Raw genomic sequence first — 23,638 nt, forward strand, 5'->3', positions numbered from 1 at the left:
GCCAGGCGGGTTGTTATGGAGTGCGGATGCTGCCCCTCATCCGGCTGCAGCCACCTCTCCCCGTTATGACGGGAGAAGGGATATGCCGTATCGCGGGGCACGTCCCCTCTCCCCGCGGGCGGGGAGAGGGTTAGGGTGAGGGGCTGCCCCCAATGCTAACGATCAGTCTTGCTTCCCGGCAAACTTATCCGTCGCCCGGATCAGTTGGTCGAGAATCCCGGGCTCCGAATAGGCATGGCCCGCGCCCTCGATCAGGTGGAACTCCGCCTTCGGCCAGGCCTTGTGCAGCAGCCAGGCATATTTGGCCGGGCAGGGCATGTCGTAGCGGCCATGCACGATGACGCCGGGAATATTCTTGAGCCTGCCGGCATCGCGGATCAGCTGTCCCTCGTCCATCCAGCCGGCATGGACGAAGAAATGGTTCTCGATGCGCGCAAATGCATAGGCGAATTCCGGCTCCTCGAACTTGAAGCTCGTCGAAGGTTCCGGCAGCAGCGTGATCGTTTCGCCTTCCCAGATGCTCCAGGCCTGCGCCGCCGCGAGGCGCACATTCCTGTCCTCATGCGTCAGGCGGCGATGATAGGCATGCATCATCTCATGCCGCTCTTCCGGCGGAATCGGCGCGATGAACCGCTCCCACTTGTCAGGGAACATCTCCGAGACGCCGAATTGATAATACCAGTCGAGCTCGGCCTTGGTCAGCGTATAGATGCCGCGCAGGATGAGCTCGGAGACGTGCTGCGGATGCGTCTCGGCATAGGCGAGCGCCAGCGTCGAGCCCCAGGAGCCGCCGAACACCTGCCAGCTGTCGACGCCGGCCATCTCGCGCAGCCGCTCGATATCGGCGACGAGGTGCCAGGTCGTGTTGGCATGCAGTTCCGCATGCGGCGTCGACCTGCCGCAACCGCGCTGGTCGAACAGCATGACGTCGTAGAGGGCGGGATCGAAGAGCCGGCGATGGGCGGGCGAGATGCCGCCGCCCGGGCCGCCATGCAGGAAGACGGCGGGCTTGGCGCCAGGTGTTCCCGAGCGCTCCCAATAGATCACATGGCCATCGCCGACATCGAGATGGCCGGAAGCATAGGGCTCGATTTCGGGATAGAGCGTGCGCAGTATCTCGGTCATATCTTCACGCCTTTCGCGGGCCAGACTTCGGTGTCGTGATCGGGATGCTGGAAGGAGATAATCGCCTCCTGCCGGGAGTAAAAATCCTGATCCTTCAGCACCGGAGCCTCGAAGATCTCCTCGACCCAGGGCAGGCGGGCCTCGTAGTTGACCTGGATCAGCGGAGCGAGGTCGCTGCGGTCGTCGAAAGTGCCGATCGCAAGCTCCAGCCCGCCCGGATGACGATAGGTCATCGGCGTGCCGCAATTGTTGCAGAAGCCGCGTTCGATATTGACCGAGGACTGGAAGTAGCTCGGCTCGCCGCGTGTCCACTCCATCCCTTCCTCAGGCGCGGTGACGAGCGCCGAGAAGAAACCGCCGAACTGCTTCTGGCACATGCGGCAATGGCAGATCGAGGGACGTCCTAGTTTGCCTGAGATGCGGAAGCGCACGGCACCGCACTGGCATCCGCCTGTCTTGATTGTGTCCGTCATGAGGTTTCTCCGAGGGGCCAATTTTGCGTGTCGTGGTCGGGGTGTTGATGGTTGCTTGCCGCGATCGCATTCTCGCGGTCGGGCGTTTCAGCCTGTGGTTCCACCGGCAGGCCGTCCAGCGCGTGAAACCAGGACATCTTGCGGCCGGTGTTCGACTGCATCACCGGCTTGACCGCATCGGGATCATCAAGCGAGCCGAGCGTGATGTTGATGAAATCAGTCTCCGGAATGTCGTAGAACAGCGGCGTGCCGCAATCGCCGCAGAAGCCGCGCCGCACCAGATCCGAGGACTGAAACCATTTTGGCGCGCCGCGCGTCAGGGTGAAATCGCTGCGTATCACGGCGGCAAGCGGCATGAAATAGTTGCCGGCTGCCTTCTGGCACATGCGGCAATGGCAAAGATGGGGATAGCCGAGTTCGCCTTTGGCGCGGTAGCGCACCGCCCCGCACTGGCACCCACCGCTTTTGTCTGATTCCGTCGTCATCCGATCTCCTTCGGTGGCCACGCCTGCGTCTCATGATCGGGATGCTGGCAGGAGACGAGCTCGAGCAGGAAGGGGGCGGCTTGCGCATCCTCTTCCGTCCGGTGGCCCGGCAATTCGTGCAGATGATCGACGAAACCGATCTTGCCCTCGATGCCGAATTGGATCACCGGCGGAAACGCCGAAGGGTCGTCAAAGGCGCCGGCGGCAATCGCCATTCCATCCGGCGCCTCGTAGGTCAGCGGCGTGCCGCAATCGCCGCAGAAGCCACGCTCGACGAAATTGGAAGACCGGAATGTTTTCCGCTCTCCGCGTGTCCATTCGAAATCGGCGCCGCGCACCGAGACCAGCGGCGCATAATAGGCACCGAACGCCTTCTGACACATGCGGCAATGACAGATCGACGAATCCTTGGTGTCACCGCTGACGCGGAAACGGATCGCTCCGCATTGGCATCCGCCGGTATAGGTCGTCATCTCTTGACCTCCCACGTCGTCACGCGCTCGCCGGTCACCGGATCCTTGCCGTCCTTCAACTGGATACCCTTGGCCGTCAGCTCGTCGCGGATCTTGTCGGCCTCAGTGAAGTTTTTCGCCTTCAGCATTTCGAGACGCATTGCGATCAGCGCATCGATTGCCGATGCGACGGCTTCGTCGATCTCCATCTTTTTCGGCAGCAGGCCCAGAAGGTCGGCCGTTGCGGCAAAAGTGGCACCCACGGCAGGATCCGTGTGGGCAGCTTGCGCCAACGCATGCAATGCCTGCACCGCCGCCACCGTATTGAGGTCGTCCGAAAGCGCGTTCAGCACGCTTTCATCGGGCGCCGCATCGCCGGCATCTGTTGCCGGCCATTTGGCGAGCAGACGTTCGGCCTCTTCCAGTCGCTTGATCGAGAAATCGATCGGCTCGCGGTAATGCGTCATCAGCATGGCAAGGCGCAGCACCTCGCCCGGCCATTTGCGGCCGCCGAAGGTTTCCGTGTGCAGCAACTCGTGGATTGTGACGAAATTGCCTTCGGATTTCGACATCTTGCGGCCTTCGACCTGCAGGAAGCCGTTATGCATCCAGACATTCGCCATCACCTCGGTACCGTGGGCGCAGCGCGACTGGGCGATCTCGTTTTCATGATGCGGGAAGATCAGGTCCAGCCCGCCGCCGTGAATGTCGAAGACATCGCCGAGATAACGCTTGCTCATCGCAGAGCATTCGATGTGCCATCCGGGCCGGCCGCGGCCCCAAGGGCTGTCCCAGCCGGGCTCGTTGTGGCTCGACAGCTTCCAGAGCACGAAATCGCCAGGATTCTTCTTGTGTGCGTCGACGGCGATGCGGGCGCCGGCCTGCTGTTCGTCGAGCGGGCGCTTCGAAAGCTGACCGTAATCCGCCATGGATTTGGTGTCGAACAGCACTTCGCCCGATGCGACATAGGCATGACCGTTGCCGATCAGCTTCTCGATGATCTCGGTCATCTCAACGATATTGTCGGTGGCGCGCGGCTCGAAGTCCGGCTCCAGGCAGCCGAGGTCGGCGACATCGGCGTGAAATTGGGTCTCGGTCTTTTCCGTTACCGCGCGGATCGCGTCGTTGAGCGGCAGGCCCGGATGGTCCCGAAGCGCCCGCGCATTGATCTTGTCGTCAACGTCGGTGATGTTGCGGGCATAAGTGACGTGGTCTTCGCCATAGACATGGCGCAGCAGCCGGAACAGCACGTCGAAGACGATGACCGGCCGGGCATTGCCGATATGAGCGAAGTCATAGACGGTCGGGCCGCAGACATACATGCGGACATTGTTGGGATCGATCGGCGAAAAGACCGATTTTTCCCGTGTCAGCGTGTTGTACAGCTTCAGTTCCGGCGTCGCGTCCATTTTACTCTCCCAAATGCACGATCAGAAAAATATCGCGACCGGCGGACCGGGGCGTTTCGCATCTTGACTATTTGGGAGACGAAAACGGCCGGGCCAGCGCTCGCGCTAGCGAATAATTTTCCGGCAGATAATGCAGATAACCGTTTTCATGGCGGGTTTTATGGCCCGGTTCGCGCTTCCGGTCAAGGGGGCGAAGAGCGATCCAGCGGCAACAGGATCCATCCATCCGATGAATCGATCGCAGCCGCGACATCTGGTGAAACCAGTTGGCGCGCCCTTGAAATTCGCCCGCCATTCTCGCGGCGCAAATCTCGCATAGCCGGTTGAGAAGCTGTTGTTAATAGGGAGGAAGGGATGCGGAGACCGGCTCGATCGACGATCGGAGCGACCGCAATGCTGGTGGTCGCATTCGCTGCATATTTCGCATACGATTTCGGAATGCTTCGCTTCAACAATCCTTCCTTAAGCAGCTATCCGATCCAAGGCATCGATGTCAGCCATCACCAAGGTGATATCGATTGGAAGGTGGTTGCCTCGCAGGCGAATGTCCGCTTCGCCTTCATGAAGGCGACCGAAGGTGGAGATCATCGGGATTCCAAATTCGCCGACAACTGGCAGCGCGCCGGAGATGCTGGATTGGTCAGGGGCGCTTATCATTTCTTCACCTTCTGCCGACCGGGCAAGGATCAGGCGCAGAACGTCCTCGCGACCGTCCCGAAGGAACAGGGAACTCTGCCCATCGCCGTCGATCTGGAGTTTGTCGGCAATTGTAACAAAATCCCGACGCTCGAGGAAATGGCTGCCGAGGTGAACGCATTCTTCACCGAGCTGAAGGGCACTTTTCCGGAGAAGCCTATTTTCTACGTCACGCAGGAGTTCTTCGATCAATATCTGAAAGGCAATGAATCGCGCTTTCCCGACCACTATCTGTGGCTGCGTAGTGTATTCAGGGAACCGAGGCAGGAAGAGTGCAGTCGTTGGTCAATCTGGCAATTTGCCGATAACGGCACCTTGGACGGCATCCAGGGACCGGTTGACCTCAATGCGCTTTGCCCGTCGGAAGCGGGCCTGGCGCATCTGTTCCCGGCAGTTGCAGCGAACTGAGACGTCGACAGCGCCACGCGTCTTTTCGAGAGCCGCAAAGGACGCTGTGGCACTTTGAATTGCTGCATAATTTTATCCTTAAATCGATTCCGATTTAAGGAATTATGCAGGAGCTTATTCCGGCAACCGGTAATCGACGAGCTTGTTCTCCCGCACGATGAACAGCTTACCCGTCTCGGTCACTCCAGGCCCGAGCAACGGCAGGATCGCCTTTGCGACCTCGGAGGGATGCGGCAGCGTCTGCGGATCTTCGCCGGGCACCGCCTGCGCCCGCATCGCCGTGCGGGTCGCCCCCGGATCGACGCTGGTGACCCGCAGCGGTGTGCTTTGACTTTCTCCGGCCCATGTGCGTGCCAGCGCCTCGACCGCAGCCTTGGACGCGGAATAGGCGCCCCAGAAGGGGCGGCACTTGTGGGCCGCACCCGACGAGATGATCACCGCGCGGCCGGCATCCGAGAGGGCAAGCAGTGGGTCGACCGAACGGATCAGTCGCCATGTCGCGGTGACGTTGATGGTCATCACCTTCTCGAACACCTTCGCCTCGATATGGCCGATCGGCGAAATGACGCCGAGCACGCCGGCATTGGCGACGAGGATGTCGAGCTTGCCCCAGCGCTCGAAGATCGAGCCGCCGAGCGCGTCGATCGCGTTCATGTCGGCAAGGTCGAAGGGCACGAGCGTCGCCGTGCCGCCGATGGCCTTGATCGCATCGTCGAGGTCCTCGAGCCCGCCGACCGTGCGGGCGCAGGCAATCACATGGGCGCCGGCGTTGGCAAGCTCCAGCGCCGTGAAATAGCCGATGCCGCGCGACGCACCGGTGACGAGTGCGATCTTGCCCTCAAGATTGATATTCATGATGTGGTGTTCCCTCACGAGGGGAGAGGGGTGCGATGAACCCCTCGGGATGGATAATGGGAAAGCCGAGCCGCATCAGCCGTTGCTGGCGAGCATGGAAATCTTGTTGCCCATGGACTCGCCGTTCTTGTCGAGCAGACGCGTCGGATAGTCGCCGGTAAAATAGTGGTCGGTGAACTGCGGCCGAGCCGGGTTGCGATCTTCACCGCCGACAGCGCGATAGAGGCCGTTGATCGACAGGAAGGCGAGCGAATCGGCGCCGATGTATTTGGCCATGGCTTCGACGTCGGCATACTGGTTTGCCAGCAGCTTTTCGGCATCGGGCGTGTCGATGCCGTAGAAATCCGGGAAGAAGATCATCGGGCTTGCGACGCGGACATGGACTTCGCGCGCGCCGGCTTCGCGGATCATCTGCACGATCTTGAGAGACGTCGTACCACGCACGATGGAATCATCAACCAGCACCACGCGCTTGCCTTCGATCATCGCCCGGTTGGCCGAATGCTTCAGCTTTACGCCGAAGGCGCGGATCTGCTGCGTTGGCTCGATGAAGGTGCGCCCGACATAATGATTGCGGATAATGCCGTATTCGAATGGAATCCCGCTCTGCTGTGCATAGCCGAGTGCTGCCGGCGTGCCGCCGTCCGGCACCGGCACGATCACGTCGCCATCGACGGGCGATTCCTTGGCGAGGTTCATGCCCATGCTCTTGCGCGTCGTATAGACGTTGCGGCCGCCGACGACCGAGTCCGGGCGGGCGAAATAGACATATTCGAACAGGCAGAGGCGCTCCGGCTGTGGCTTGCTAGGCTTGCGCGCATCGATGCTGATCGAGCCGTCGGGCTGGATTTCACAGATGATGACCTCGCCGTTCTCAACGTCGCGGATGAACTTGGCGCCGATAATGTCGAGCGCGCAGGTCTCCGAGCAGAAGATCGGCTTGCCGTCGAATTCTCCCATGACCAGTGGGCGGATGCCGGTCGGGTCGCGCGCGGCAATCAGCTTGGTGCGCGTCATGGCGAGCATCGAATAGCCGCCTTCCATCTGGCGAATGGCATCGATGAAGCGGTCGGATGTGGAAGCGTGGCGGGAGCGGGCGATGAGGTGGAGGACGACCTCGGTATCGGAGGTCGACTGACAGATGGCGCCGGTCGCGATGATTTGGCGGCGCAGCGTCAGGCCGTTGGTGAAATTGCCGTTATGGGCAATGGCGATGCCCCCCTCTTCCAGTTCGGCAAAGAGCGGCTGCACGTTGCGCATGGCCACTTCGCCGGTTGTCGAGTAGCGGGTATGACCGATCGTAATGCTGCCGGGCAGGCGGGCGAGCGTCATCGGATTGGTATAGTGGTCGCCGACGAGGCCCATGTGGCGCTCTTGATAAAAGCGCTTGCCGTCGAAGGAGACGATGCCGGCCGCTTCCTGTCCGCGGTGCTGCAAGGCATGCAGGCCGAGCGCCGTGAGCGCGGCGGCATCGGGATGTCCCAGAATTCCGAAAACCCCGCATTCTTCATGCAGCGTATCTCCGTCGAGCGGATCGTCGGTCGGGAAGGAATGGGACTGGTTCATTTCTGCGGGCCTCTGCTCTCACAAGAATGGATCGGCATTTCCAGAAATAGCTGAGCCCGGCGGAGCTGGAATGCTCGGCCGGACCCTCATTTCATGTCCCGCTCAAATGGCAATTGCCGGAAGGCGGGTCAAGCTCTTGAACACTGTGTCAATTCGCCGGCTGCTGCGCGCCGCCTGCAGGCGCGGTCGGTGCGTCTTCCGCCGGAGCCTGGTCGCCCGTCGGCGGAGTGGTACCTTCGGCGCCCTGTGCCGGCGGCTGCAGCTTATCACGGATGCTTTCCGGTATCATCTGGGCAAATTGCTCCGGCAGAATCGATTTCAGCTTCACGACCATCGAATCCAGGAAGGGCTTCGACTTCGCTTCGTTGACCCAAGCCGGACGGTGGTCGGCATCGACGAGCCAGTTCCAGAAGGCGACGGCGACGACCAGGAGCAGCACGCCGCGCGCTGCCCCGAACAGGAAGCCGAGCGTGCGGTCGAGCGCGCCGACACGGCTGTCGATGATGAAATCGGCGATCTTCATCGTGATGAAGGAGATGACGATGAGCGCGATCAGGAAGACGACCGCTGCCGAACCGACGATCGCGATACGGTCGTCATCGGTATATTTCTTCGCATAGGGCAGCAGGTACGGATAGAGATAATAGGCAGCGGCGGCCGAACCGCCCCAGCTCGCGATCGAGAGGATCTCGCGCGAAAAGCCGCGGACCATCGCCAGCACCGCGGAGAAGAGCACGACGCCGATGACAATACCGTCGAAAATCGTAATGGGCATGTAGATTCAACTCCAGGACTGCCGCTTGGCGGCCGTGTCGTGCCTTATCGTGTGCTCCTATATCATCACCACTCTTGGCAATGAAAGGATCAAACGTCGTCTTCCACACGCAGCGCTCCCTTCGATCCGGCAATGCGCGCGACCAGATCCGGCAGGCTTGCGACTTCGCTCCAGCGCCCGCCGGGGCCCTTCGGCAATTCGGCGGAGGCGGACGGAAGCAGCGCTGCGGAAAATCCCAGCTTCTCGGCTTCCTTGAGACGCTGGGCGGTGTGCGCAACCGGCCGGATGGCACCCGACAGGCTGACTTCGCCGAAATAGACGCAATCGGCAGGAAGGGCAATACCGGCAAGCGAGGAAACGAGCGCCGAGGCGACGGCAAGATCGGCCGCCGGTTCGGAGATGCGGTAACCGCCGGCGACGTTGAGATAGACGTCGTGCTGGCCGAGCCTGACGCCGCAATGGGCTTCCAGCACCGCAAGGATCATCGACAGCCGTGCCGAATCCCAGCCGACCACGGCGCGCCGCGGTGTACCGAGCGAGGTCGGCGCCACCAGCGCCTGCACCTCGACGAGAATGGGGCGGGTGCCTTCCATGCCGGCAAAGACGGCAGCACCCGGCGATTTTTCGTTGCGCTCACCAAGGAAGAGCTCGGAAGGATTGGCGACTTCGCGCAAGCCTTTGTCGGACATTTCGAAGACGCCGATCTCGTCGGTCGGGCCGAAGCGGTTCTTGACTGTGCGCAGGATGCGGTAGTGATGGCCGCGATCGCCTTCGAAATAGAGCACGGCGTCGACCATGTGCTCGACGACGCGCGGCCCGGCAATCTGCCCGTCCTTGGTTACGTGGCCGACGAGCACCATGGCGGCCCCCGTCTGCTTGGCGAAACGGATCATTGCTTGGACGCCGGTGCGCACCTGCGTCACCGTTCCCGGCGCCGATTCGGCAAGCTCGCTCCACAGCGTCTGGATGGAATCGATGATGACGAGGTCCGGCCGCTTGCCCTCGGCGAGCGTCGCCAGAATATCCTCGACATTGGTTTCGGCCGCCAGCATCACGTCGGTATCGGCCGCCGCAAGGCGTTGTGCCCGCAGCCGCACCTGCGCCACGGCTTCTTCGCCGGAGACGTAGATGATCTTGTGGCCGCGCCGCGCAAGGGCGGCGGCGGCCTGCATCAGCAGCGTCGATTTGCCGATGCCGGGATCGCCGCCGATCAGCACCGCCGAACCGCGCACGAAACCGCCGCCGAGCGCCCGGTCGAGCTCCGACATGGCGGTATGGATACGCGGTGCCTCTTCGATCTCGCCGGAGAGTGCCGTCAGCGCCACTGGTCGGCCCTTCTTCGGCGTCTTACCAGGACCGGAGCCGATCCCACCCATCGGGTCTTCCTCGACGATGGTGTTCCACTCGCCGCAGTTCTCGCATTTGCCGGCCCAGCGGTTATGAACCGTGCCGCAACTCTGGCAGATGAATTGTGTCCTGGCCTTCGCCATCAATTACTCTTTCAGTCGGGGTTCGCGAGCGACGCGACGCGCCGCTTCATCGAATCATTGTCGTGCTTGAGATAATGGCTATCGCAACGGATCAAAACTAATGATTTCCCCATCAGCGCACCCATGCCTATCCTTTGCTCCTCATTCGGAACGGTGGAAAATGTTCGATTATTCGTTTGCGCACTGGCTTGCATTTCTGTCGGCGGCGGTTCTGCTCAATCTCTCGCCCGGTCCCGACATCGCTTTCATCCTCGGTCACACGATGAAAAGCGGAAAACGTGCCGGTTTTTCCGCGCTGTTCGGCGTCTGGTCCGGCGCCTGCCTGCATGTGCTGATGGCCGCACTCGGCCTCTCGGCCATACTTGCCGCTTCCGCCGTCGCCTTCTCGACAGTCAAATGGATCGGCGCCGCCTATCTCGTCTGGCTCGGCATTCAGGCTTTGCGCTCCGGTGGCGGCGATGGCCTGATAAAGGCTGCTGGTGAAAGTTTGCCGGTGGCAAGGATCTACCGGCAGGGAATTCTGGTGTCGCTGCTCAATCCCAAAGTGGCGATATTCTTCCTGGCCTTCCTGCCGCAGTTCGTCGTCGAAGGGGCAGGGCCGGCATGGGCGCAACTCATGCTGCATGGCGCGCTCATCATCGTCGTCGCTGCCTTCATCGAACCGCCGCTCGTCCTTCTCGGCGGGCGCCTTGCGGATGCAATCAGGCATAATCAAAAAGTCGGACTCTGGCTCGACCGCGGCCTCGGTGCGCTTTTCGTGGCGCTCGGTGTCCGTCTCGCCCTCAGCAGCCGCTGAGTAGGAAGGCTATTCTTCGGCCACGTAGCGCCGCTCGTGGCGGAGCCCCATGCTGGTCAGGATCTCGTATCCGATCGTGCCGGATGCCCGCGCCACATCGTCCACCGGCATGTTCTTCCCGAACAGTTCGACATAATCCCCGGCGCGCACGGCATTGTCAGGCAGGTCGGTGATATCGAAGATCGTCAGGTCCATGGTGATCCGGCCGGCAACCGGAACCTTGTGTCCGGCGATGAAACCTTGCCCGCCTTGCGGCACCACCTGGCGCAGTGGCACGCCGCCGCTCGACTGGCTGCGCATGTAGCCGTCGGCATAGCCGGCCGAGGCGATCGCCAGCCGGCTTTCGCGGCGAAGCTGCAGCGCCCGCCCATAGCTGACGGTCTCGCCGGCTTCGACGCTGCGCACCTGGATGATGCGCGCTTCCGCCGTCGCCACCGGCCGCATCGGGTTCGCCATGCCACTGACCGCTTCGCCGCCATAGAGCGCGATGCCGGGGCGGGTCAGGTCGAAGTGATAATCCTCACCGAGAAAGATGCCGGCCGATGCTGCAAGACTTGAATCGATGCCTTCATAAGCGGTGCTAACCCTGTGGAATGATTCGAGCTGCTGCCGGTTCATCGCATGGCTGGGATCGTCGGCGCAGGCGAGGTGGCTCATGACAAGCACAGGCGCGAAGCTCGCAGGCCGTGAGACGTCGTCGGCGAGTGCGATCGCATCGTCAATATGCAGTCCGAGCCGATTGAAGCCGGTATCGACATGCAGCGCGCAGGGATAGTCGCCGTAATCGGCAAGCACCGCCATCCAGAAGGCGAGCTGCTCGTCGGAGGAAATCACCGGCACCAGATCATTGTCGAAGAAGCGCCGCTCGGTGCCCGGCCATATGCCTGAGAGCACGAAGATGCGCGCCTCGGGCGCATAGAGGCGAAGCGTCACGCCCTCGTCGACGGTCGCGACGAAGAAGTCGCGCGCGCCTGCCATATAGAGCGCTTCGCCGGTATCCTCGATGCCCATGCCATAGGCATCCGCCTTGACGACCGCCGAGGCGCGCGCCGCACCGGAGCGGCGCGCCATGTCGCGCCAGTTCTCCGTCAGGGCGGTCAGGTCGACGGTCAGCCGCAGGCCTGCCGAGGCAAAATTGTCATCTTCGGGGGCGTCGAAAAATTCGCTCATGATCCGCATCGAAAAGAGGCCGGAGAAGGATTCTCCGGCCAGTTTAAAGGTCAACTATGTCAAGGGAAAGCCCGGCGTTGCACCCAGCATCCGCGCGATCAGTGCTCTTCATATTGGGTGAAGGAGGGATCGGCGAGATCGGCAAAACGCGTGAATTCCGCCTGGAAGGCGAGCTTCACCGTGCCTGTCGGCCCGTGGCGCTGCTTGGCGATGATCACGTCGGCCGTGCCCTTGACCTTGTCGAACAGCGCCTCCCATTCCGGATATTTCGGATCGTGGATGTCGCGCGGCTCCGAATTCTTGACGTAATATTCCTCGCGGAACACGAAGAGCACGACGTCGGCGTCCTGCTCGATCGAGCCGGATTCGCGAAGGTCGGACAGCTGCGGCCGCTTGTCGTCGCGGCTTTCGACCTGACGCGAGAGCTGCGACAGTGCGATGATCGGAACGTTGAGCTCCTTGCCGAGCGCCTTGAGGCCGGTGGTGATTTGGGTGATTTCCTGCACGCGGTTGTCGCTGGATTTGCCCGAGCCGGTCATCAGCTGAATGTAGTCGACCACAAGCACATCGAGGCCGCGCTGGCGCTTCAGACGGCGCGCGCGGGCCGAAAGCTGGGCGATCGAGATGCCGCCGGTCTGGTCGATAAAGAGCGGCACCTTCTGCATCATCATCGAGCAGGCGACGAGCTTTTCGAAATCGGCATCGTTGATGTCGCCGCGGCGGATCTTCGAGGAGGAGACTTCCGTCTGCTCGGAGATGATACGGGTGGCGAGCTGTTCCGACGACATTTCGAGCGAGTAGAAACCGACGACGCCGCCGTTCTTTGCCTTCATGCTGCCGTCCGACTGGACTTCGCCTTCGTAGGCGGCGGCGATATTGTAGGCGATGTTTGTAGCAAGTGAGGTCTTGCCCATGCCGGGGCGTCCGGCAAGCACGATCAAGTCCGACCGCTGCAAACCGCCCATCTTGGAATCCAGCGAATGGATGCCGGTGGAAATGCCGGAAAGCCCGCCGTCACGTTCCTTGGCGACGGCCGCCATGTCGATCGCCAGCGCGACCGCATCGTTGAAGGCCTGGAAGCCGCCGTCGTAGCGGCCGTTTTCCGCCAGTTCGAAGAGGCGGCGTTCGGTATCCTCGATCTGCGACTGCGGCGGCATGTCGAGCGGCGCGTCATAGGCGATGTTGACGACGTCCTCGCCGATGGTAATCAGCGCCCGGCGCAGCGCCAGGTCGTAGATCGCCCGGCCGTAATCCTCGGCATTGATGACGGTGACGGCATTGCTGACCAGGCTCGCCAGATATTGCGAAACCGTCATGTCGCCGACCTTCTCGTCGGCTTTCAGGAAGGTCTTGATCGTCACCGGATTGGCGATCTTGCCCATGCGGATGATATCGCCGGCAACCTCGAAGATCTTCCGATGCAGCGGTTCATAGAGATGGATCGGCTTCAGGAAGTCCGACACCCGATAATAGGCGTCGTTGTTCATCAGGATCGCACCCAGAAGCGCTTGCTCGGCTTCGATATTGTTGGGTGCTTCGCGATAATGCTGCTCCGACGGGGCAACAGCTGCAATCTTTCGAGCGGCGTCGTTCATCATCATCCGTTCTGTCTTTTTCCAGCTCCGGATTTGCAATTCCGGACGCGAAAATCAAGAGGCTACGAAAGGAGCGGGGGCTCGCTTCGCCTAAATCCTGAACGCTGTGCACGTTGTTCGACTTCTCCACAGTCTTGGGCGACACAAAGGAGAAATACTGGCAGTGTCACCCGCACGACACGGTATGGCGCCGACTCAGCCCATCCGCTTCGGAGAATGTTATTTTAGCGCGATGCGATAAGGCACGCAGCAAAAACATCCGGAAGATCCCCTTAAAAAAGCGAACCGCTCGGCAGCTCACATCGAAGGGGTGGAAACGAAAAAGCCCGGCGCGGTGGCCGGGCTTCTCTCTCGCGGATCGCTCCGACGAAATTATGCTTCGTCTTCGTCGACGCCGTCAGCTTCCGGATCGAAGAAGTCTTCCGGACGCAGCGCGTCTTCGTCGACGCCGTAGATCGCGTCGACCGAGGTGAGTTCTTCGCCCTTGGACTGGCGCTCTGCCTCGTCGGCAGAACGGGCAACGTTCAGCTCGACGTGGATTTCGACTTCGGCATGCAGCTGCAGCTCGACCTTGTGCAGGCCGATCGACTTGATCGGCGTGTTGAGGTGAACCTGGTTGCGGCCGATGTTGAAGCCTTCGGCGCCGAGAATATCGACGACGTCACGGGCAGCAACCGAACCGTAGAGCTGGCCGGTTTCGCCGGCGGAGCGCACGACGATGAAGGACTTGCCGTCGAGAACGTCGGCGACCGTCTGGGCTTCCGACTTGCGCTCGAGGTTGCGGGCTTCGAGCGTCGCGCGCTCGGCTTCGAAGCGGGTCTTGTTGGCGGCGTTGGCGCGCAGCGCCTTGCCGAGCGGCAGCAGGTAGTTGCGGGCAAAGCCGTCGCGAACCTTTACGGTTTCGCCCATCTGGCCGAGCTTGGAAATGCGTTCGAGAAGGATGACTTGCATTTTCTTTTTCCTTTCTTGTGTCTCAGATTTTCGTATCGGATTGTTTGGGGGCATCAGCATCTTTCGTCGGGGTCAGTGCGATCGCCTTGCGCGTATCGCTGAGACCGAGGACGAGGATGAGGAGAGCTGGCAGCAGCATGAGCATCGAGGCCAGATAGCAGAGGATGAGGGCCGGTATGCGCCAGTCCTTGCCGCGGGTGCGGAAATGCAGCGAGGCGAAACCGGAAAGCATGAAGCCGGCGCCGAAGGCGCCGATCACGGTCGCACCGACCAGCGCCGGAACGCCGCCGAAAAAGCAGGCGGCAAGCCCGGCCAGGAAGATGAAGATCGAGTTGCGGTTCATCCGCAGCGACGAGGGAATATCCTCGCGCGGACGAAGGCCGCGGCCGGAGGCTGCAACGATGCGTACGGCGAAATAATAGGCAGCAAACAGCATGCTGACCCACATGCCGCCCTGCAAAGCCGGCAGCATCAGCAGGATCAGCGACTTGGTCTGCGCGGTCGCTGCCGGATCGGGCATGAATTCCGGCTGCTGCTGCTTGAGCGAGGTGATCAGCAGATCGACGATCGGATCGGTGATCTCCGGGCCGTAGCCGATGATCACACCGATGACGATGACGGCGAGCGTCACCAGACCGCAGAGATGCAGCAGGATATCGGAGAGCGGATACCAGGCAAGCAGATGGTCGGGCCCACCGAGTTCGGCGGCCGGACGCGCCAGATTGGCGAGATGGCTGAGCCAACCGGCCGGCAGCAGCGTCACCATCGTCATGATCAGCGCGAAGGATGGCGAGATCAAGATCGCGCCCAGCGCCGCGGCGGTGACGACGGCCGAGACTGCGGCTGCATTGCCCCAGCCGAGCCCGACGATCAGGATCGGCAGAGCCGAGGCCGTATAAAGAAGCGCGCTGAAAAACGACGGCTGCATGCTCGCGCCCAGCACCAGCAGGGCGGCGGTCAATCCGGCGAGTGCGCCGATCAGCAGCGTTTTAATGTTCGGTCGTTTCAAGGTCGCTGTCCTGCTTCATCAAGCAGTTAGAGGATGTTGCTGAATCAAATTCAGAAACGTCTCAACATGGGTTTTAAGAGTTCCGATCCGCGCCCATCGCAGAAGGGAGAAGGGAAGGCACGAATGCCTTCCCTCAAAGGTGTCGGCGTCGACCGATTAGGCGACGACGTAGGGCAGCAGGCCGAGGAAACGGGCGCGCTTGATCGCCTGAGCGAGTTCGCGCTGCTTCTTCTGGGAAACGGCCGTGATGCGGGACGGAACGATCTTGCCGCGCTCAGAAATGTAGCGCTGCAGCAGGCGTACGTCCTTGTAGTCGATCCGCGGTGCGTTGGCGCCGGAGAACGGGCAGGTCTTGCGGCGGCGATGGAACGGGCGGCGGACCGGAGCGGAGGAAGTTTCAGACATATCTCAGATCTCCCTTATACACGGTCTTCGCGCGGACGGCGCGGACGGTCGTCACGGTCGCCGAAGCCACCTTCACGCGGCGGACGCGGGCCGCGGTCACGATCACCGAAGCCGCCTTCACGCGGGCCACGGCCGCCTTCGCGCGGACGGTCGTCACGGTCGCGCTTCTGCATCATGGCAGACGGACCTTCTTCATGCTTCTCGACGGCGATCGTCATGTAGCGAAGAACGTCTTCGCTGATGCGCATCTGACGTTCCATTTCCTGGACGGCAGCAGCCGGTGCATCGATGTCCATCAGGGCGTAGTGCGCCTTGCGGTTCTTCTTGATGCGGTAGGTGAGGGACTTGAGGCCCCAGTTCTCGATACGCCCGACCTTACCGCCATTCGCTTCGATCACACCCTTGTACTGTTCTACGAGGGCATCGACCTGCTGAGCGGAAATATCCTGCCGGGCAAGGAATACATGTTCATAAAGAGCCATGACAGCTTTGCCTTTCTTGCGTTTGGTTCAACCCGATATTCGGCGGCTAAGCCTCAACGACTGCTCCTGATTGGGCGGACCCAGGCAAGAAAGCGTTTCCGAGACGGTCGAGAGCGGAGACACGGGAGGCTGGAACGCTTCCGTTCCGAACGATTTCCGTGAAGAAACCGGCCCTCCGTTCAGCCACCAGCCAGAAGACCGGGTTAACGAACAGGGCGGCTTATACGGATTTTTTGGGCAAAGGCAAGCGCAATCGGACACCCGAACCCGATGCCGGCCAATGGTCGGCATCGGGCAGGCGCCAAACAAATAGGATCAAAGCGTCAGCGGATACTGCCGGTGCACCTTGGCGATTTCCGCCAGGATCTCGTTCGAAAGCGTAATGTCGGCCGCGCCGATATCGATTTTCAACTGCTCCATCGAGGTCGCGCCGATGATGGCCGAGGCCATGAAGGGCCTGGAAAGGCAGAAGGCGAGCGCCATTGCTGCCGGGTCGAGGCGGTATGTTGCAGCGATCTCCAGATAGGCTTTGGTCGCCGGCTCCTGTAGCGGCTGCAGGCGACCGCCGATATCGTGGTTGATCGAGCCGCGCGAACCCTTCGGCCTGCCGCCATCGACATATTTTCCGGAGAGGATGCCGCCGGCGAGCGGAGAATAGGCGAGCAGCCCGACATCCTCATGATGCGAGAGTTCGGCGAGATCGAGGTCGAAATGGCGGTAGAGCAAGTTGTATTCGTTCTGGACGCAGGCGACCCGCGGCAGGCTCTTCTGTTCGGCGAGCGTCAGATATTTCTGTATGCCCCAGGTGGTTTCGTTGGAAAGGCCGATCGCGCGGATCTTGCCTTCCTTCACCAGCACGCCAAGCGTTTCCAGGATGTCGAGCATATTGGCGACGGCCTCGTCGCGGTTCTGGTTGAAGGGATTGTAGCTCCAATTCTGACGGAAATGGAAATGGCCGCGGTTCGGCCAGTGGATCTGGTAGAGGTCGACGTAATCCGTCTTCAGCCGCGCCAGGCTGGCTTCGAGCGCCAGGCGGATATTCTTTGCATCGGCACCTTCGCCACCACGTATATAGTCGCGGCCGCGGCCGGCGACCTTGGTGGCGAGCACGATATCGCCGCGCTTGCCGGTCTTCTTGAACCAGCTGCCGATATAGTCTTCCGTCCAGCCCTGCGTAGCGGCCGAAATCGGGGTGGTCGGATAAAGTTCGGCCGTATCGAAGAAATTGACGCCCTTTTCGACGGCGTAGTCCATCTGCGCATGAGCATCGGCTTCGCTGTTCTGCGAACCCCAGGTCATGGTGCCAAGGCAAATCTCTGAAACGGAAATCTCGGTGCGGCCTAGCGAATTGTACTTCATGGAAAAACCTTGGGAGAGAGGTGACAGCCTTGGGAGGGTTCGCGCAAATCTAGGCTGGATTTGGCGGAGCGCAAGAGCAAAAACCGGGCATTTGCGCCAGTGCGAAAGGCTTTGCGCAGAATGAGCCGCCACTTGACTCTGCCGGAAAGAATGTCAATTGGAGGCAAAACAGCCTCAAGGGGCGTATTCAGGGGCATGAGCCAGGGAATATGAGAATGACCATTGCTTTCACTTTTCCCGGTCAGGGCAGTCAGGCCGTCGGTATGGGCAAGGATCTCGCCGAGAATTTTGCCGAAGCCCGCGCCGTTTTCCAAGAGGTCGATGAGGCACTCGGTGAAAAGCTTTCAGACGTCATGTTCAACGGTCCCGAGGATACGTTGACCTTGACGGCGAACGCCCAGCCGGCGCTGATGGCCGTCTCGATCGCCGTCGTCCGCGTTCTTGAAGCCAAAGGGTTGGATCTGAAGTCGAAGGTCGCTTACGTCGCCGGCCACTCGCTCGGCGAATATTCGGCACTTTGCGCCGCCGGCACCTTTTCGCTCGCCGACACCGCGCGGCTGCTGCGTATCCGCGGCAATGCCATGCAGGCGGCCGTTCCCGTCGGCGTCGGCGCCATGGCCGCGATCATCGGCCTCGAACATGCCGACGTCGCTGCCGTCTGTGAGGCAGCCGCCGCTATCGGTGCCTGCCAGATCGCCAACGACAATGGCGGCGGCCAGATCGTCATCTCAGGCGAGAAGGCAGCTGTTGAAAAGGCGGCCGGCCTTGCGACCGACAAGGGCGCCAAGCGCGCCATTCTGCTGCCGGTCTCCGCTCCGTTCCATTCGACGCTGATGGCGCCTGCCGCTGAGGCCATGCGCGAGGCGCTGGCAACGGTCGCCAAATCCGATCCGGTCGTGCCTGTCATCGCCAATGTCCGTGCCGCGCCGGTGACCGGCGCCGACGAGATCGCCAGCCTGCTGGTCGAGCAGGTGACCGGTCAGGTCCGCTGGCGTGAGACGGTGGAATGGTTCGCCGGAAACGGCGTCACGACGCTTTATGAACTCGGTTCCGGCAAGGTGCTGACCGGCCTTGCCCGCCGCATCGACAAGACGATCAACGGCATCTCCGTCAACGGTCCGGCGGATATCGACGCGGCCGTCGCCGCCCTCATGGCCTGATTGGTATCCCCGGACACCGGATTTGGTGTCCCTGTTATAAGGAACGTTTCCATGTTCGATCTTTCCGGCCGCAAGGCTCTCGTCACCGGCGCATCGGGCGGTATCGGCGAGGAAATCGCCCGCCTTCTTCATAAGCAGGGCGCCGTCGTCGGCCTGCACGGCACCCGCGTCGAGAAACTGGAAGCGCTAGCCGCCGATCTCGGCGAGCGCGTCAAGATCTTCCCGGCCAACCTCTCCGACCGCGATGAGGTCAAGGCGCTCGGCCAGAAAGCCGAGGCCGACCTCGAAGGCGTCGACATCCTCGTCAACAATGCCGGCATCACCCGCGACGGCCTCTTCGTGCGCATGAGCGACGAGGACTGGGACAGCGTCATCGAAGTGAACCTGACGTCGACCTTCCGCCTGACGCGCGAATTGACGCATCCGATGATGCGCCGCCGCTATGGTCGCATCATCAACATCACCTCCGTCGTCGGCGTCACCGGCAATCCAGGCCAGGCCAATTACTGCGCCTCCAAGGCCGGCATGATCGGCTTCACCAAGTCTTTGGCGCAGGAAATTGCCACCCGCAACGTGACGGTCAATTGCGTCGCACCCGGCTTCATCGAGAGCGCCATGACCGGCAAGCTGAACGACAAGCAGAAGGAAGCGATCATGGGGGCGATCCCAATGAAGCGCATGGGCACGGGTGGCGAGGTGGCTTCGGCGGTTGCTTACCTTGCGTCCTCCGAGGCTGCCTATATGACGGGCCAGACGCTGCACGTAAACGGCGGCATGGCGATGATCTGAAACGACAAACCGCTGGCATGGGAATATTTCCGCCAATAGCATGTTGAGCAATCACGAACCGTTGATTTTCTGGCTTTGCGGCAGACATAAAGCATGTTAAGCGGGCCATGACTGTGAACAGTCGTCCCGAGAAAGCAGACGGACCGGCGGGCTTTTTGCAAGCCTGGGACATCTCTGAAGCCGGGTAAACGAGTTTGCCGAGGATGTCTGAAAACATCGCAGGCTGAAACAGGGTAGGGGTGCCGCGATGGCATTCCGATCAGGACATAAGGTCGAGGAAACCGACATGAGCGATATCGCAGAACGCGTAAAGAAAATTGTTATTGATCATCTTGGCGTTGATGCCGACAAGGTCGTCGAGAGCGCCAGCTTTATCGACGATCTGGGCGCTGACTCGCTCGACACGGTCGAACTTGTCATGGCTTTCGAAGAAGAATTCGGCGTTGAAATTCCTGACGACGCTGCCGACTCGATCCTGACGGTCGGCGATGCAGTGAAGTTCATTGAGAAGGCCCAGGCCTGATCCTGTGAATTTGAGAAAGGGCGGGCCTGGAGTCCGCCCTTTTCTTTTCGGCATATTTCTCCATAGAACATAAGAGACGGGGGGAAGCACGCGATGAGACGTGTCGTCATCACCGGTACCGGCATGGTATCACCCTTGGGATGCGGAACCGAGGTGACGTGGTCCCGGCTGCTTGCCGGTCAGAACGGCGCCCGCCTCGTCACCGAATTCGAGGTCGATGACCTTCCCGCCAAGATCGCCTGCCGTATTCCTATCGGTGACGGCACCGACGGCACCTTCAATGTCGATCAGTGGATGGAGCCGAAGGAGCAGCGCAAGGTCGATCCCTTCATCATCTACGGCATGGCCGCCGCCGACATGGCGCTTGCCGATGCCGGCTGGCATCCTGAAACCGATGAGGACCAGATCGCCACCGGCGTGCTGATCGGCTCCGGCATCGGCGGCATCGAAGGCATCGTCGAGGCGGGTTACACCCTGCGCGACAAGGGCCCGCGCCGTATCTCCCCTTTCTTCATTCCCGGCCGCCTGATCAACCTCGTCTCCGGCCAGGTCTCGATCCGCCACAAGCTGCGCGGACCCAATCATTCGGTCGTCACCGCCTGCTCGACGGGTGCGCATGCGATCGGCGATGCAGCGCGGCTGATTGCGCTGGGTGATGCCGACGTCATGGTCGCCGGCGGCACGGAATCCCCTGTCAGCCGCATTTCGCTTGCAGGTTTTGCCGCCTGCAAGGCGCTGTCGACCCAACACAATGACGACCCGAAGAAAGCGTCGCGCCCCTATGATCGCGACCGCGACGGCTTCGTCATGGGCGAGGGTGCCGGCATTGTCGTGCTTGAGGAACTGGAACATGCCAAGGCGCGCGGCGCCAGGATCTACGCCGAAATCGTCGGCTACGGCCTGTCGGGCGATGCCTATCACATCACCGCGCCGTCCGAAGACGGCGAGGGCGCCGGTCGCTGCATGGCGATGGCGCTGAAGCGCGCCGGGCTGACGCCGGCCGATATCGACTACATCAATGCCCACGGTACCTCGACCATGGCCGACACGATCGAACTCGGCGCCGTCGAGCGGCTGGTCGGCAATGCGGCGTCGAAGATCTCCATGTCCTCGACTAAGTCGGCGACAGGACACCTTCTCGGTGCTGCAGGCGCCATCGAGGCGATCTTCACCACGCTCGCCATTCGCGACAATATCGCGCCGCCGACGCTCAATCTCGACAATCCCGAACGTGAGACGGCGATCGACCTTGTCCCGCACAAGGCGCGTGAGCGGGAAATCAATGTGGCGCTGTCCAACTCGTTCGGATTCGGCGGCACGAACGCGTCGCTCGTACTGCGCCGTTACGCGCAATAAGAGTCCTGCAAGCGGTGTAATGGGTCTCCCTTGCACCGCAGGCCGGCCGTCCTCTACGTTGCGTGGCAGGGCGTGCGAAAGCATAACGACCGGCAGCGGCGTCGTTGAACGGCGGCAGAACCTGCTTTTGCCGCATTGCTTCGCGAAATAGCGAAGTGAGGGTCAAGTTTTAGAGGATTGCCGGTGAGCGATACGACGAACCAGAGCAACGATACCCAGGCGCAGAAGGGACCGATCATCCCGAAGTCGCCGAGCGAAGCCCTGCGTCCGGAACGCGTTCCGGAGCCGCCGAAGCGGTCCAAGAAAGCCCGCGGCCAGGTCGTTCTTTTCCTGAACTTCATCATGACGTTGGCGGTTCTGGTCTGTGTCGTCGCCATCATCGGCTTCTACTACGCCACATCGACCTATCGGAATCCCGGTCCGCTGCAGACCAACACCAATTTTATCGTCCGCAACGGCGCTGGTCTGACCGAAATCGCCTCGAACCTCGAGCGCAACGCGATCATCAGCGATGCCCGCATCTTCCGCTATCTCACGGCAACGCATCTTTCTGCCGGTGAGAGCCTCAAGGCGGGCGAATACGAGATCAAGGCGAGGGCATCCATGAGAGATATCATGGAGCTGCTGAAATCGGGCAAGTCCATTCTCTATTCCGTTTCCTTCCCTGAGGGACTGACGGTCCGACAGATGTTCGACCGCATGCTGCAGGATACCGTGCTGGAAGGCGACTTGCCGGCGGCATTGCCGACCGAGGGTAGCCTGCGTCCGGATACCTACAAATTCTCGCGCGGCACCAAGCGCTCGGAAATCATCGAACAGATGGCGGCTGCGCAGCAGAAGCTCGTCGATCAGATCTGGGACAAGCGCGACTCGTCGCTGCCGCTGCGGTCCAAGGAAGAATTCGTGACACTCGCCTCGATCGTCGAAAAGGAAACCGGCGTTCCCGACGAGCGAGCCCACGTCGCCTCCGTTTTCCTGAACCGGCTCGGCAAGGGCATGCGCCTGCAGTCCGACCCGACGATCATCTACGGCCTCTTCGGCGGCGAGGGCAAACCGGCCGACCGGCCGATCTACCAGTCGGACCTGAAGCGGGATACACCTTACAACACCTATGTCATCAAGGGTCTGCCGCCGACGCCGATCGCCAATCCCGGCAAGGATGCGCTGGAAGCCGTCGCCAATCCCTGGAAGACGCAGGACCTCTATTTCGTCGCCGACGGCTCCGGTGGCCATGTTTTCGCTGCGACGCTCGAGGAGCACAATGCCAACGTCAAGCGCTGGCGCAAGCTCGAAGCCGACAAGGGGTCGGACCCGAACATCGCAGTCGACGGCCAGCCGGAAGAGCAGCCGGCGGATAGTGGCACGACCGTCGCGCCGCCGAAGAAAAAGAAGATCAACTGAGACTTTCGGGAGGCACGCATGGCTTTGCAGTCCATGACCGGTTTTGCGCGGCGCGAGGGAACGAGCGGCCGCTGGCGCTGGGCATGGGAATTGCGCTCGGTCAACGGCAAGGGCCTCGACCTGCGCTTGCGCCTGCCGCCCGGCCTCGAACGCATGGAGGCAGACGTCCGCCGCCTCGCCGGCGAAAGCTTCAGCCGTGGCAACCTGCAGGCATCGCTATCCGTCAGCGCCGACGAGAACCGTTTCGAGGCGGTGCTGAACAGACAAGCGCTCGCCGCCGTGCTGGCCATGCGCGAGCAGTTGGACGGTGTCATCGATCCGGCGCCGCTGAAGCTCGATACGCTGCTTCTGGTGCGCGGCATCGTCGAATTCCGCGAAAGCGAGGATGGCGAGGAGGCGCTTGCCGCCCGTGACGCCGATATCGCTGCCGGCCTGCTGGCCGCGCTTGCCGATCTGAGAGCAATGCGCGAACAGGAAGGGTCGGCGCTGGCCCGCATTCTTCACGACCACGTCACGACGATCGAAGGCCTGACACGGACGATCGAGGCCGACCCCTCGCGCTCGGCGCAGGAGATCGCAGCGCGGCTTGCCGCGCAGGTCGCCTTGTTGATGGACGGCATGGCCGCGCTCGACCGCGACAGGCTGCATGCCGAAGCCGCGCTGCTGGCGACCAAGGCAGATCTGCGCGAGGAAATCGATCGTCTGAAGGCTCATGTCGCCGCAGCGCGCGATCTCCTGGTGAAAGGTGGCCCCGCCGGGCGCCGGCTGGACTTCCTTGCACAGGAATTTAACCGCGAATCGAATACCATCTGCTCGAAGTCGAATGCCTCGGCGGTCACCGCTGCCGGCATCGAGCTGAAAGTCGTGATCGACCAGTTCCGCGAGCAGGTCCAGAATTTGGAGTAAGA

24 protein-coding genes are annotated in these 23,638 nt (G+C 61.6%); 8 read left to right on the top strand and 16 right to left on the bottom strand.

Going from position 1 to position 23,638, the window contains the following annotated elements; translation table 11 throughout:
- Positions 1–162: 162 nt before the first annotated feature.
- The 5 genes from pip to cysS are packed head-to-tail and all read right to left on the bottom strand — an operon-like array spanning position 163 to position 3,944.
- Positions 163–1,125, bottom strand: a complete 963-nt coding sequence (gene pip, locus AC25BC_RS06175; RefSeq protein WP_128407193.1) for a prolyl aminopeptidase — start codon at positions 1,123–1,125, stop codon at positions 163–165.
- Entirely contained in the window at positions 1,122–1,598 is a 477-nt protein-coding gene (locus AC25BC_RS06180; protein ID WP_128439172.1) for a GFA family protein, read from the bottom strand. Before AC25BC_RS06180 ends, pip begins: the two co-directional genes overlap by 4 nt.
- Positions 1,595–2,083, bottom strand: a complete 489-nt coding sequence (locus AC25BC_RS06185; protein WP_128439171.1) for a GFA family protein — start codon at positions 2,081–2,083, stop codon at positions 1,595–1,597. Before AC25BC_RS06185 ends, AC25BC_RS06180 begins: the two co-directional genes overlap by 4 nt.
- The gene (locus AC25BC_RS06190; RefSeq protein ID WP_128439170.1) at positions 2,080–2,556 is read right to left on the bottom strand and encodes a GFA family protein; all 477 of its coding nucleotides are present in this window, start codon (positions 2,554–2,556) and stop codon (positions 2,080–2,082) included. The genes AC25BC_RS06185 and AC25BC_RS06190 overlap by 4 nt, the downstream gene beginning before the upstream one ends.
- Positions 2,553–3,944, bottom strand: a complete 1,392-nt coding sequence (gene cysS, locus AC25BC_RS06195) for a cysteine--tRNA ligase (RefSeq protein WP_018070572.1) — start codon at positions 3,942–3,944, stop codon at positions 2,553–2,555. The genes AC25BC_RS06190 and cysS overlap by 4 nt, the downstream gene beginning before the upstream one ends.
- Before the next feature lie 354 nt (positions 3,945–4,298).
- Between cysS and AC25BC_RS06200 the strand changes: the two genes are divergently transcribed.
- Positions 4,299–5,048, top strand: coding sequence for a glycoside hydrolase family 25 protein (locus tag AC25BC_RS06200; RefSeq protein WP_128439169.1), 750 nt, complete (start codon positions 4,299–4,301; stop codon positions 5,046–5,048).
- Between the two features lie 114 nt (positions 5,049–5,162).
- Here AC25BC_RS06200 and AC25BC_RS06205 read toward each other — a convergent pair whose 3' ends face one another.
- The 4 genes from AC25BC_RS06205 to radA all read right to left on the bottom strand — a co-directional run bounded on the left by AC25BC_RS06205 (position 5,163) and on the right by radA (position 9,734).
- Positions 5,163–5,903 carry an SDR family NAD(P)-dependent oxidoreductase gene (locus tag AC25BC_RS06205; RefSeq protein ID WP_128439168.1) on the bottom strand — a complete coding sequence of 247 codons (741 nt, stop codon included), beginning with the start codon at positions 5,901–5,903 and terminating at the stop codon, positions 5,163–5,165.
- A 75-nt stretch (positions 5,904–5,978) separates the two neighbouring features.
- Entirely contained in the window at positions 5,979–7,469 is a 1,491-nt protein-coding gene (gene purF / locus AC25BC_RS06210; protein ID WP_017993519.1) for an amidophosphoribosyltransferase, read from the bottom strand.
- Between the two features lie 148 nt (positions 7,470–7,617).
- The gene (locus AC25BC_RS06215) at positions 7,618–8,244 is read right to left on the bottom strand and encodes a CvpA family protein (protein ID WP_128407196.1); all 627 of its coding nucleotides are present in this window, start codon (positions 8,242–8,244) and stop codon (positions 7,618–7,620) included.
- A gap of 89 nt (positions 8,245–8,333) precedes the next feature.
- Entirely contained in the window at positions 8,334–9,734 is a 1,401-nt protein-coding gene (radA, locus tag AC25BC_RS06220; RefSeq protein WP_026157303.1) for a DNA repair protein RadA, read from the bottom strand.
- Between the two features lie 160 nt (positions 9,735–9,894).
- Between radA and AC25BC_RS06225 the strand changes: the two genes are divergently transcribed.
- Entirely contained in the window at positions 9,895–10,530 is a 636-nt protein-coding gene (locus tag AC25BC_RS06225) for a LysE family translocator (RefSeq protein ID WP_012756825.1), read from the top strand.
- Positions 10,531–10,539: 9 nt separating this feature from the next.
- Here AC25BC_RS06225 and alr read toward each other — a convergent pair whose 3' ends face one another.
- The 7 genes from alr to AC25BC_RS06260 all read right to left on the bottom strand — a co-directional run bounded on the left by alr (position 10,540) and on the right by AC25BC_RS06260 (position 17,501).
- Positions 10,540–11,709 carry an alanine racemase gene (gene alr / locus AC25BC_RS06230; protein ID WP_206642388.1) on the bottom strand — a complete coding sequence of 390 codons (1,170 nt, stop codon included), beginning with the start codon at positions 11,707–11,709 and terminating at the stop codon, positions 10,540–10,542.
- Between the two features lie 89 nt (positions 11,710–11,798).
- The gene (locus tag AC25BC_RS06235; RefSeq protein ID WP_012756827.1) at positions 11,799–13,295 is read right to left on the bottom strand and encodes a replicative DNA helicase; all 1,497 of its coding nucleotides are present in this window, start codon (positions 13,293–13,295) and stop codon (positions 11,799–11,801) included.
- Between the two features lie 372 nt (positions 13,296–13,667).
- The gene (gene rplI, locus AC25BC_RS06240; RefSeq protein ID WP_012756828.1) at positions 13,668–14,246 is read right to left on the bottom strand and encodes a 50S ribosomal protein L9; all 579 of its coding nucleotides are present in this window, start codon (positions 14,244–14,246) and stop codon (positions 13,668–13,670) included.
- Between the two features lie 22 nt (positions 14,247–14,268).
- Positions 14,269–15,255, bottom strand: a complete 987-nt coding sequence (locus tag AC25BC_RS06245) for a hypothetical protein (RefSeq protein ID WP_012756829.1) — start codon at positions 15,253–15,255, stop codon at positions 14,269–14,271.
- Between the two features lie 156 nt (positions 15,256–15,411).
- Entirely contained in the window at positions 15,412–15,660 is a 249-nt protein-coding gene (gene rpsR / locus AC25BC_RS06250) for a 30S ribosomal protein S18 (protein WP_003547038.1), read from the bottom strand.
- Between the two features lie 14 nt (positions 15,661–15,674).
- The gene (gene rpsF, locus AC25BC_RS06255; protein WP_003547040.1) at positions 15,675–16,142 is read right to left on the bottom strand and encodes a 30S ribosomal protein S6; all 468 of its coding nucleotides are present in this window, start codon (positions 16,140–16,142) and stop codon (positions 15,675–15,677) included.
- A gap of 315 nt (positions 16,143–16,457) precedes the next feature.
- Positions 16,458–17,501, bottom strand: a complete 1,044-nt coding sequence (locus AC25BC_RS06260; RefSeq protein WP_012756830.1) for an aldo/keto reductase — start codon at positions 17,499–17,501, stop codon at positions 16,458–16,460.
- A gap of 215 nt (positions 17,502–17,716) precedes the next feature.
- On the opposite strand from AC25BC_RS06260, the gene fabD reads away from it, so the two are divergent.
- The 6 genes from fabD (at position 17,717) to AC25BC_RS06290 (ending at position 23,636) form a co-directional block, all read left to right on the top strand.
- The gene (fabD, locus tag AC25BC_RS06265; protein WP_012756831.1) at positions 17,717–18,661 is read left to right on the top strand and encodes an ACP S-malonyltransferase; all 945 of its coding nucleotides are present in this window, start codon (positions 17,717–17,719) and stop codon (positions 18,659–18,661) included.
- 51 nt (positions 18,662–18,712) lie between these two features.
- Positions 18,713–19,450: a 3-oxoacyl-[acyl-carrier-protein] reductase gene (gene fabG, locus AC25BC_RS06270; RefSeq protein WP_003558186.1), complete on the top strand. Its 738-nt coding sequence runs from the start codon at positions 18,713–18,715 to the stop codon at positions 19,448–19,450.
- Between the two features lie 286 nt (positions 19,451–19,736).
- Entirely contained in the window at positions 19,737–19,973 is a 237-nt protein-coding gene (locus tag AC25BC_RS06275) for an acyl carrier protein (protein WP_003547058.1), read from the top strand.
- Positions 19,974–20,066: 93 nt separating this feature from the next.
- Positions 20,067–21,329: a beta-ketoacyl-ACP synthase II gene (gene fabF, locus AC25BC_RS06280; protein ID WP_003558188.1), complete on the top strand. Its 1,263-nt coding sequence runs from the start codon at positions 20,067–20,069 to the stop codon at positions 21,327–21,329.
- A 183-nt stretch (positions 21,330–21,512) separates the two neighbouring features.
- Positions 21,513–22,730: an endolytic transglycosylase MltG gene (gene mltG, locus AC25BC_RS06285; protein ID WP_012756832.1), complete on the top strand. Its 1,218-nt coding sequence runs from the start codon at positions 21,513–21,515 to the stop codon at positions 22,728–22,730.
- 18 nt (positions 22,731–22,748) lie between these two features.
- The gene (locus AC25BC_RS06290; RefSeq protein ID WP_012756833.1) at positions 22,749–23,636 is read left to right on the top strand and encodes a YicC/YloC family endoribonuclease; all 888 of its coding nucleotides are present in this window, start codon (positions 22,749–22,751) and stop codon (positions 23,634–23,636) included.
- Positions 23,637–23,638 lie beyond the last annotated feature (2 nt).

The sequence above is a fragment of the Rhizobium sp. WSM409 genome (assembly GCF_057653825.1).

Coding starts and splice junctions, on each gene's coding strand:
- fabD (WP_012756831.1), top strand. CDS start 17,717: ATGACCATTGCTTTCACTTTTCCCGGTCAGGGCAGTCAGGCCGTCGGT.
- fabF (WP_003558188.1), top strand. CDS start 20,067: ATGAGACGTGTCGTCATCACCGGTACCGGCATGGTATCACCCTTGGGA.
- AC25BC_RS06180 (WP_128439172.1), bottom strand. CDS start 1,598: ATGACGGACACAATCAAGACAGGCGGATGCCAGTGCGGTGCCGTGCGC.
- pip (WP_128407193.1), bottom strand. CDS start 1,125: ATGACCGAGATACTGCGCACGCTCTATCCCGAAATCGAGCCCTATGCT.
- AC25BC_RS06190 (WP_128439170.1), bottom strand. CDS start 2,556: ATGACGACCTATACCGGCGGATGCCAATGCGGAGCGATCCGTTTCCGC.
- AC25BC_RS06275 (WP_003547058.1), top strand. CDS start 19,737: ATGAGCGATATCGCAGAACGCGTAAAGAAAATTGTTATTGATCATCTT.
- AC25BC_RS06185 (WP_128439171.1), bottom strand. CDS start 2,083: ATGACGACGGAATCAGACAAAAGCGGTGGGTGCCAGTGCGGGGCGGTG.
- rpsR (WP_003547038.1), bottom strand. CDS start 15,660: ATGTCTGAAACTTCCTCCGCTCCGGTCCGCCGCCCGTTCCATCGCCGC.
- fabG (WP_003558186.1), top strand. CDS start 18,713: ATGTTCGATCTTTCCGGCCGCAAGGCTCTCGTCACCGGCGCATCGGGC.
- AC25BC_RS06215 (WP_128407196.1), bottom strand. CDS start 8,244: ATGCCCATTACGATTTTCGACGGTATTGTCATCGGCGTCGTGCTCTTC.
- rpsF (WP_003547040.1), bottom strand. CDS start 16,142: ATGGCTCTTTATGAACATGTATTCCTTGCCCGGCAGGATATTTCCGCT.
- purF (WP_017993519.1), bottom strand. CDS start 7,469: ATGAACCAGTCCCATTCCTTCCCGACCGACGATCCGCTCGACGGAGAT.
- alr (WP_206642388.1), bottom strand. CDS start 11,709: ATGCGGATCATGAGCGAATTTTTCGACGCCCCCGAAGATGACAATTTT.
- AC25BC_RS06235 (WP_012756827.1), bottom strand. CDS start 13,295: ATGAACGACGCCGCTCGAAAGATTGCAGCTGTTGCCCCGTCGGAGCAG.
- AC25BC_RS06260 (WP_012756830.1), bottom strand. CDS start 17,501: ATGAAGTACAATTCGCTAGGCCGCACCGAGATTTCCGTTTCAGAGATT.
- AC25BC_RS06225 (WP_012756825.1), top strand. CDS start 9,895: ATGTTCGATTATTCGTTTGCGCACTGGCTTGCATTTCTGTCGGCGGCG.
- AC25BC_RS06290 (WP_012756833.1), top strand. CDS start 22,749: ATGGCTTTGCAGTCCATGACCGGTTTTGCGCGGCGCGAGGGAACGAGC.
- AC25BC_RS06200 (WP_128439169.1), top strand. CDS start 4,299: ATGCGGAGACCGGCTCGATCGACGATCGGAGCGACCGCAATGCTGGTG.
- radA (WP_026157303.1), bottom strand. CDS start 9,734: ATGGCGAAGGCCAGGACACAATTCATCTGCCAGAGTTGCGGCACGGTT.
- rplI (WP_012756828.1), bottom strand. CDS start 14,246: ATGCAAGTCATCCTTCTCGAACGCATTTCCAAGCTCGGCCAGATGGGC.
- AC25BC_RS06205 (WP_128439168.1), bottom strand. CDS start 5,903: ATGAATATCAATCTTGAGGGCAAGATCGCACTCGTCACCGGTGCGTCG.
- cysS (WP_018070572.1), bottom strand. CDS start 3,944: ATGGACGCGACGCCGGAACTGAAGCTGTACAACACGCTGACACGGGAA.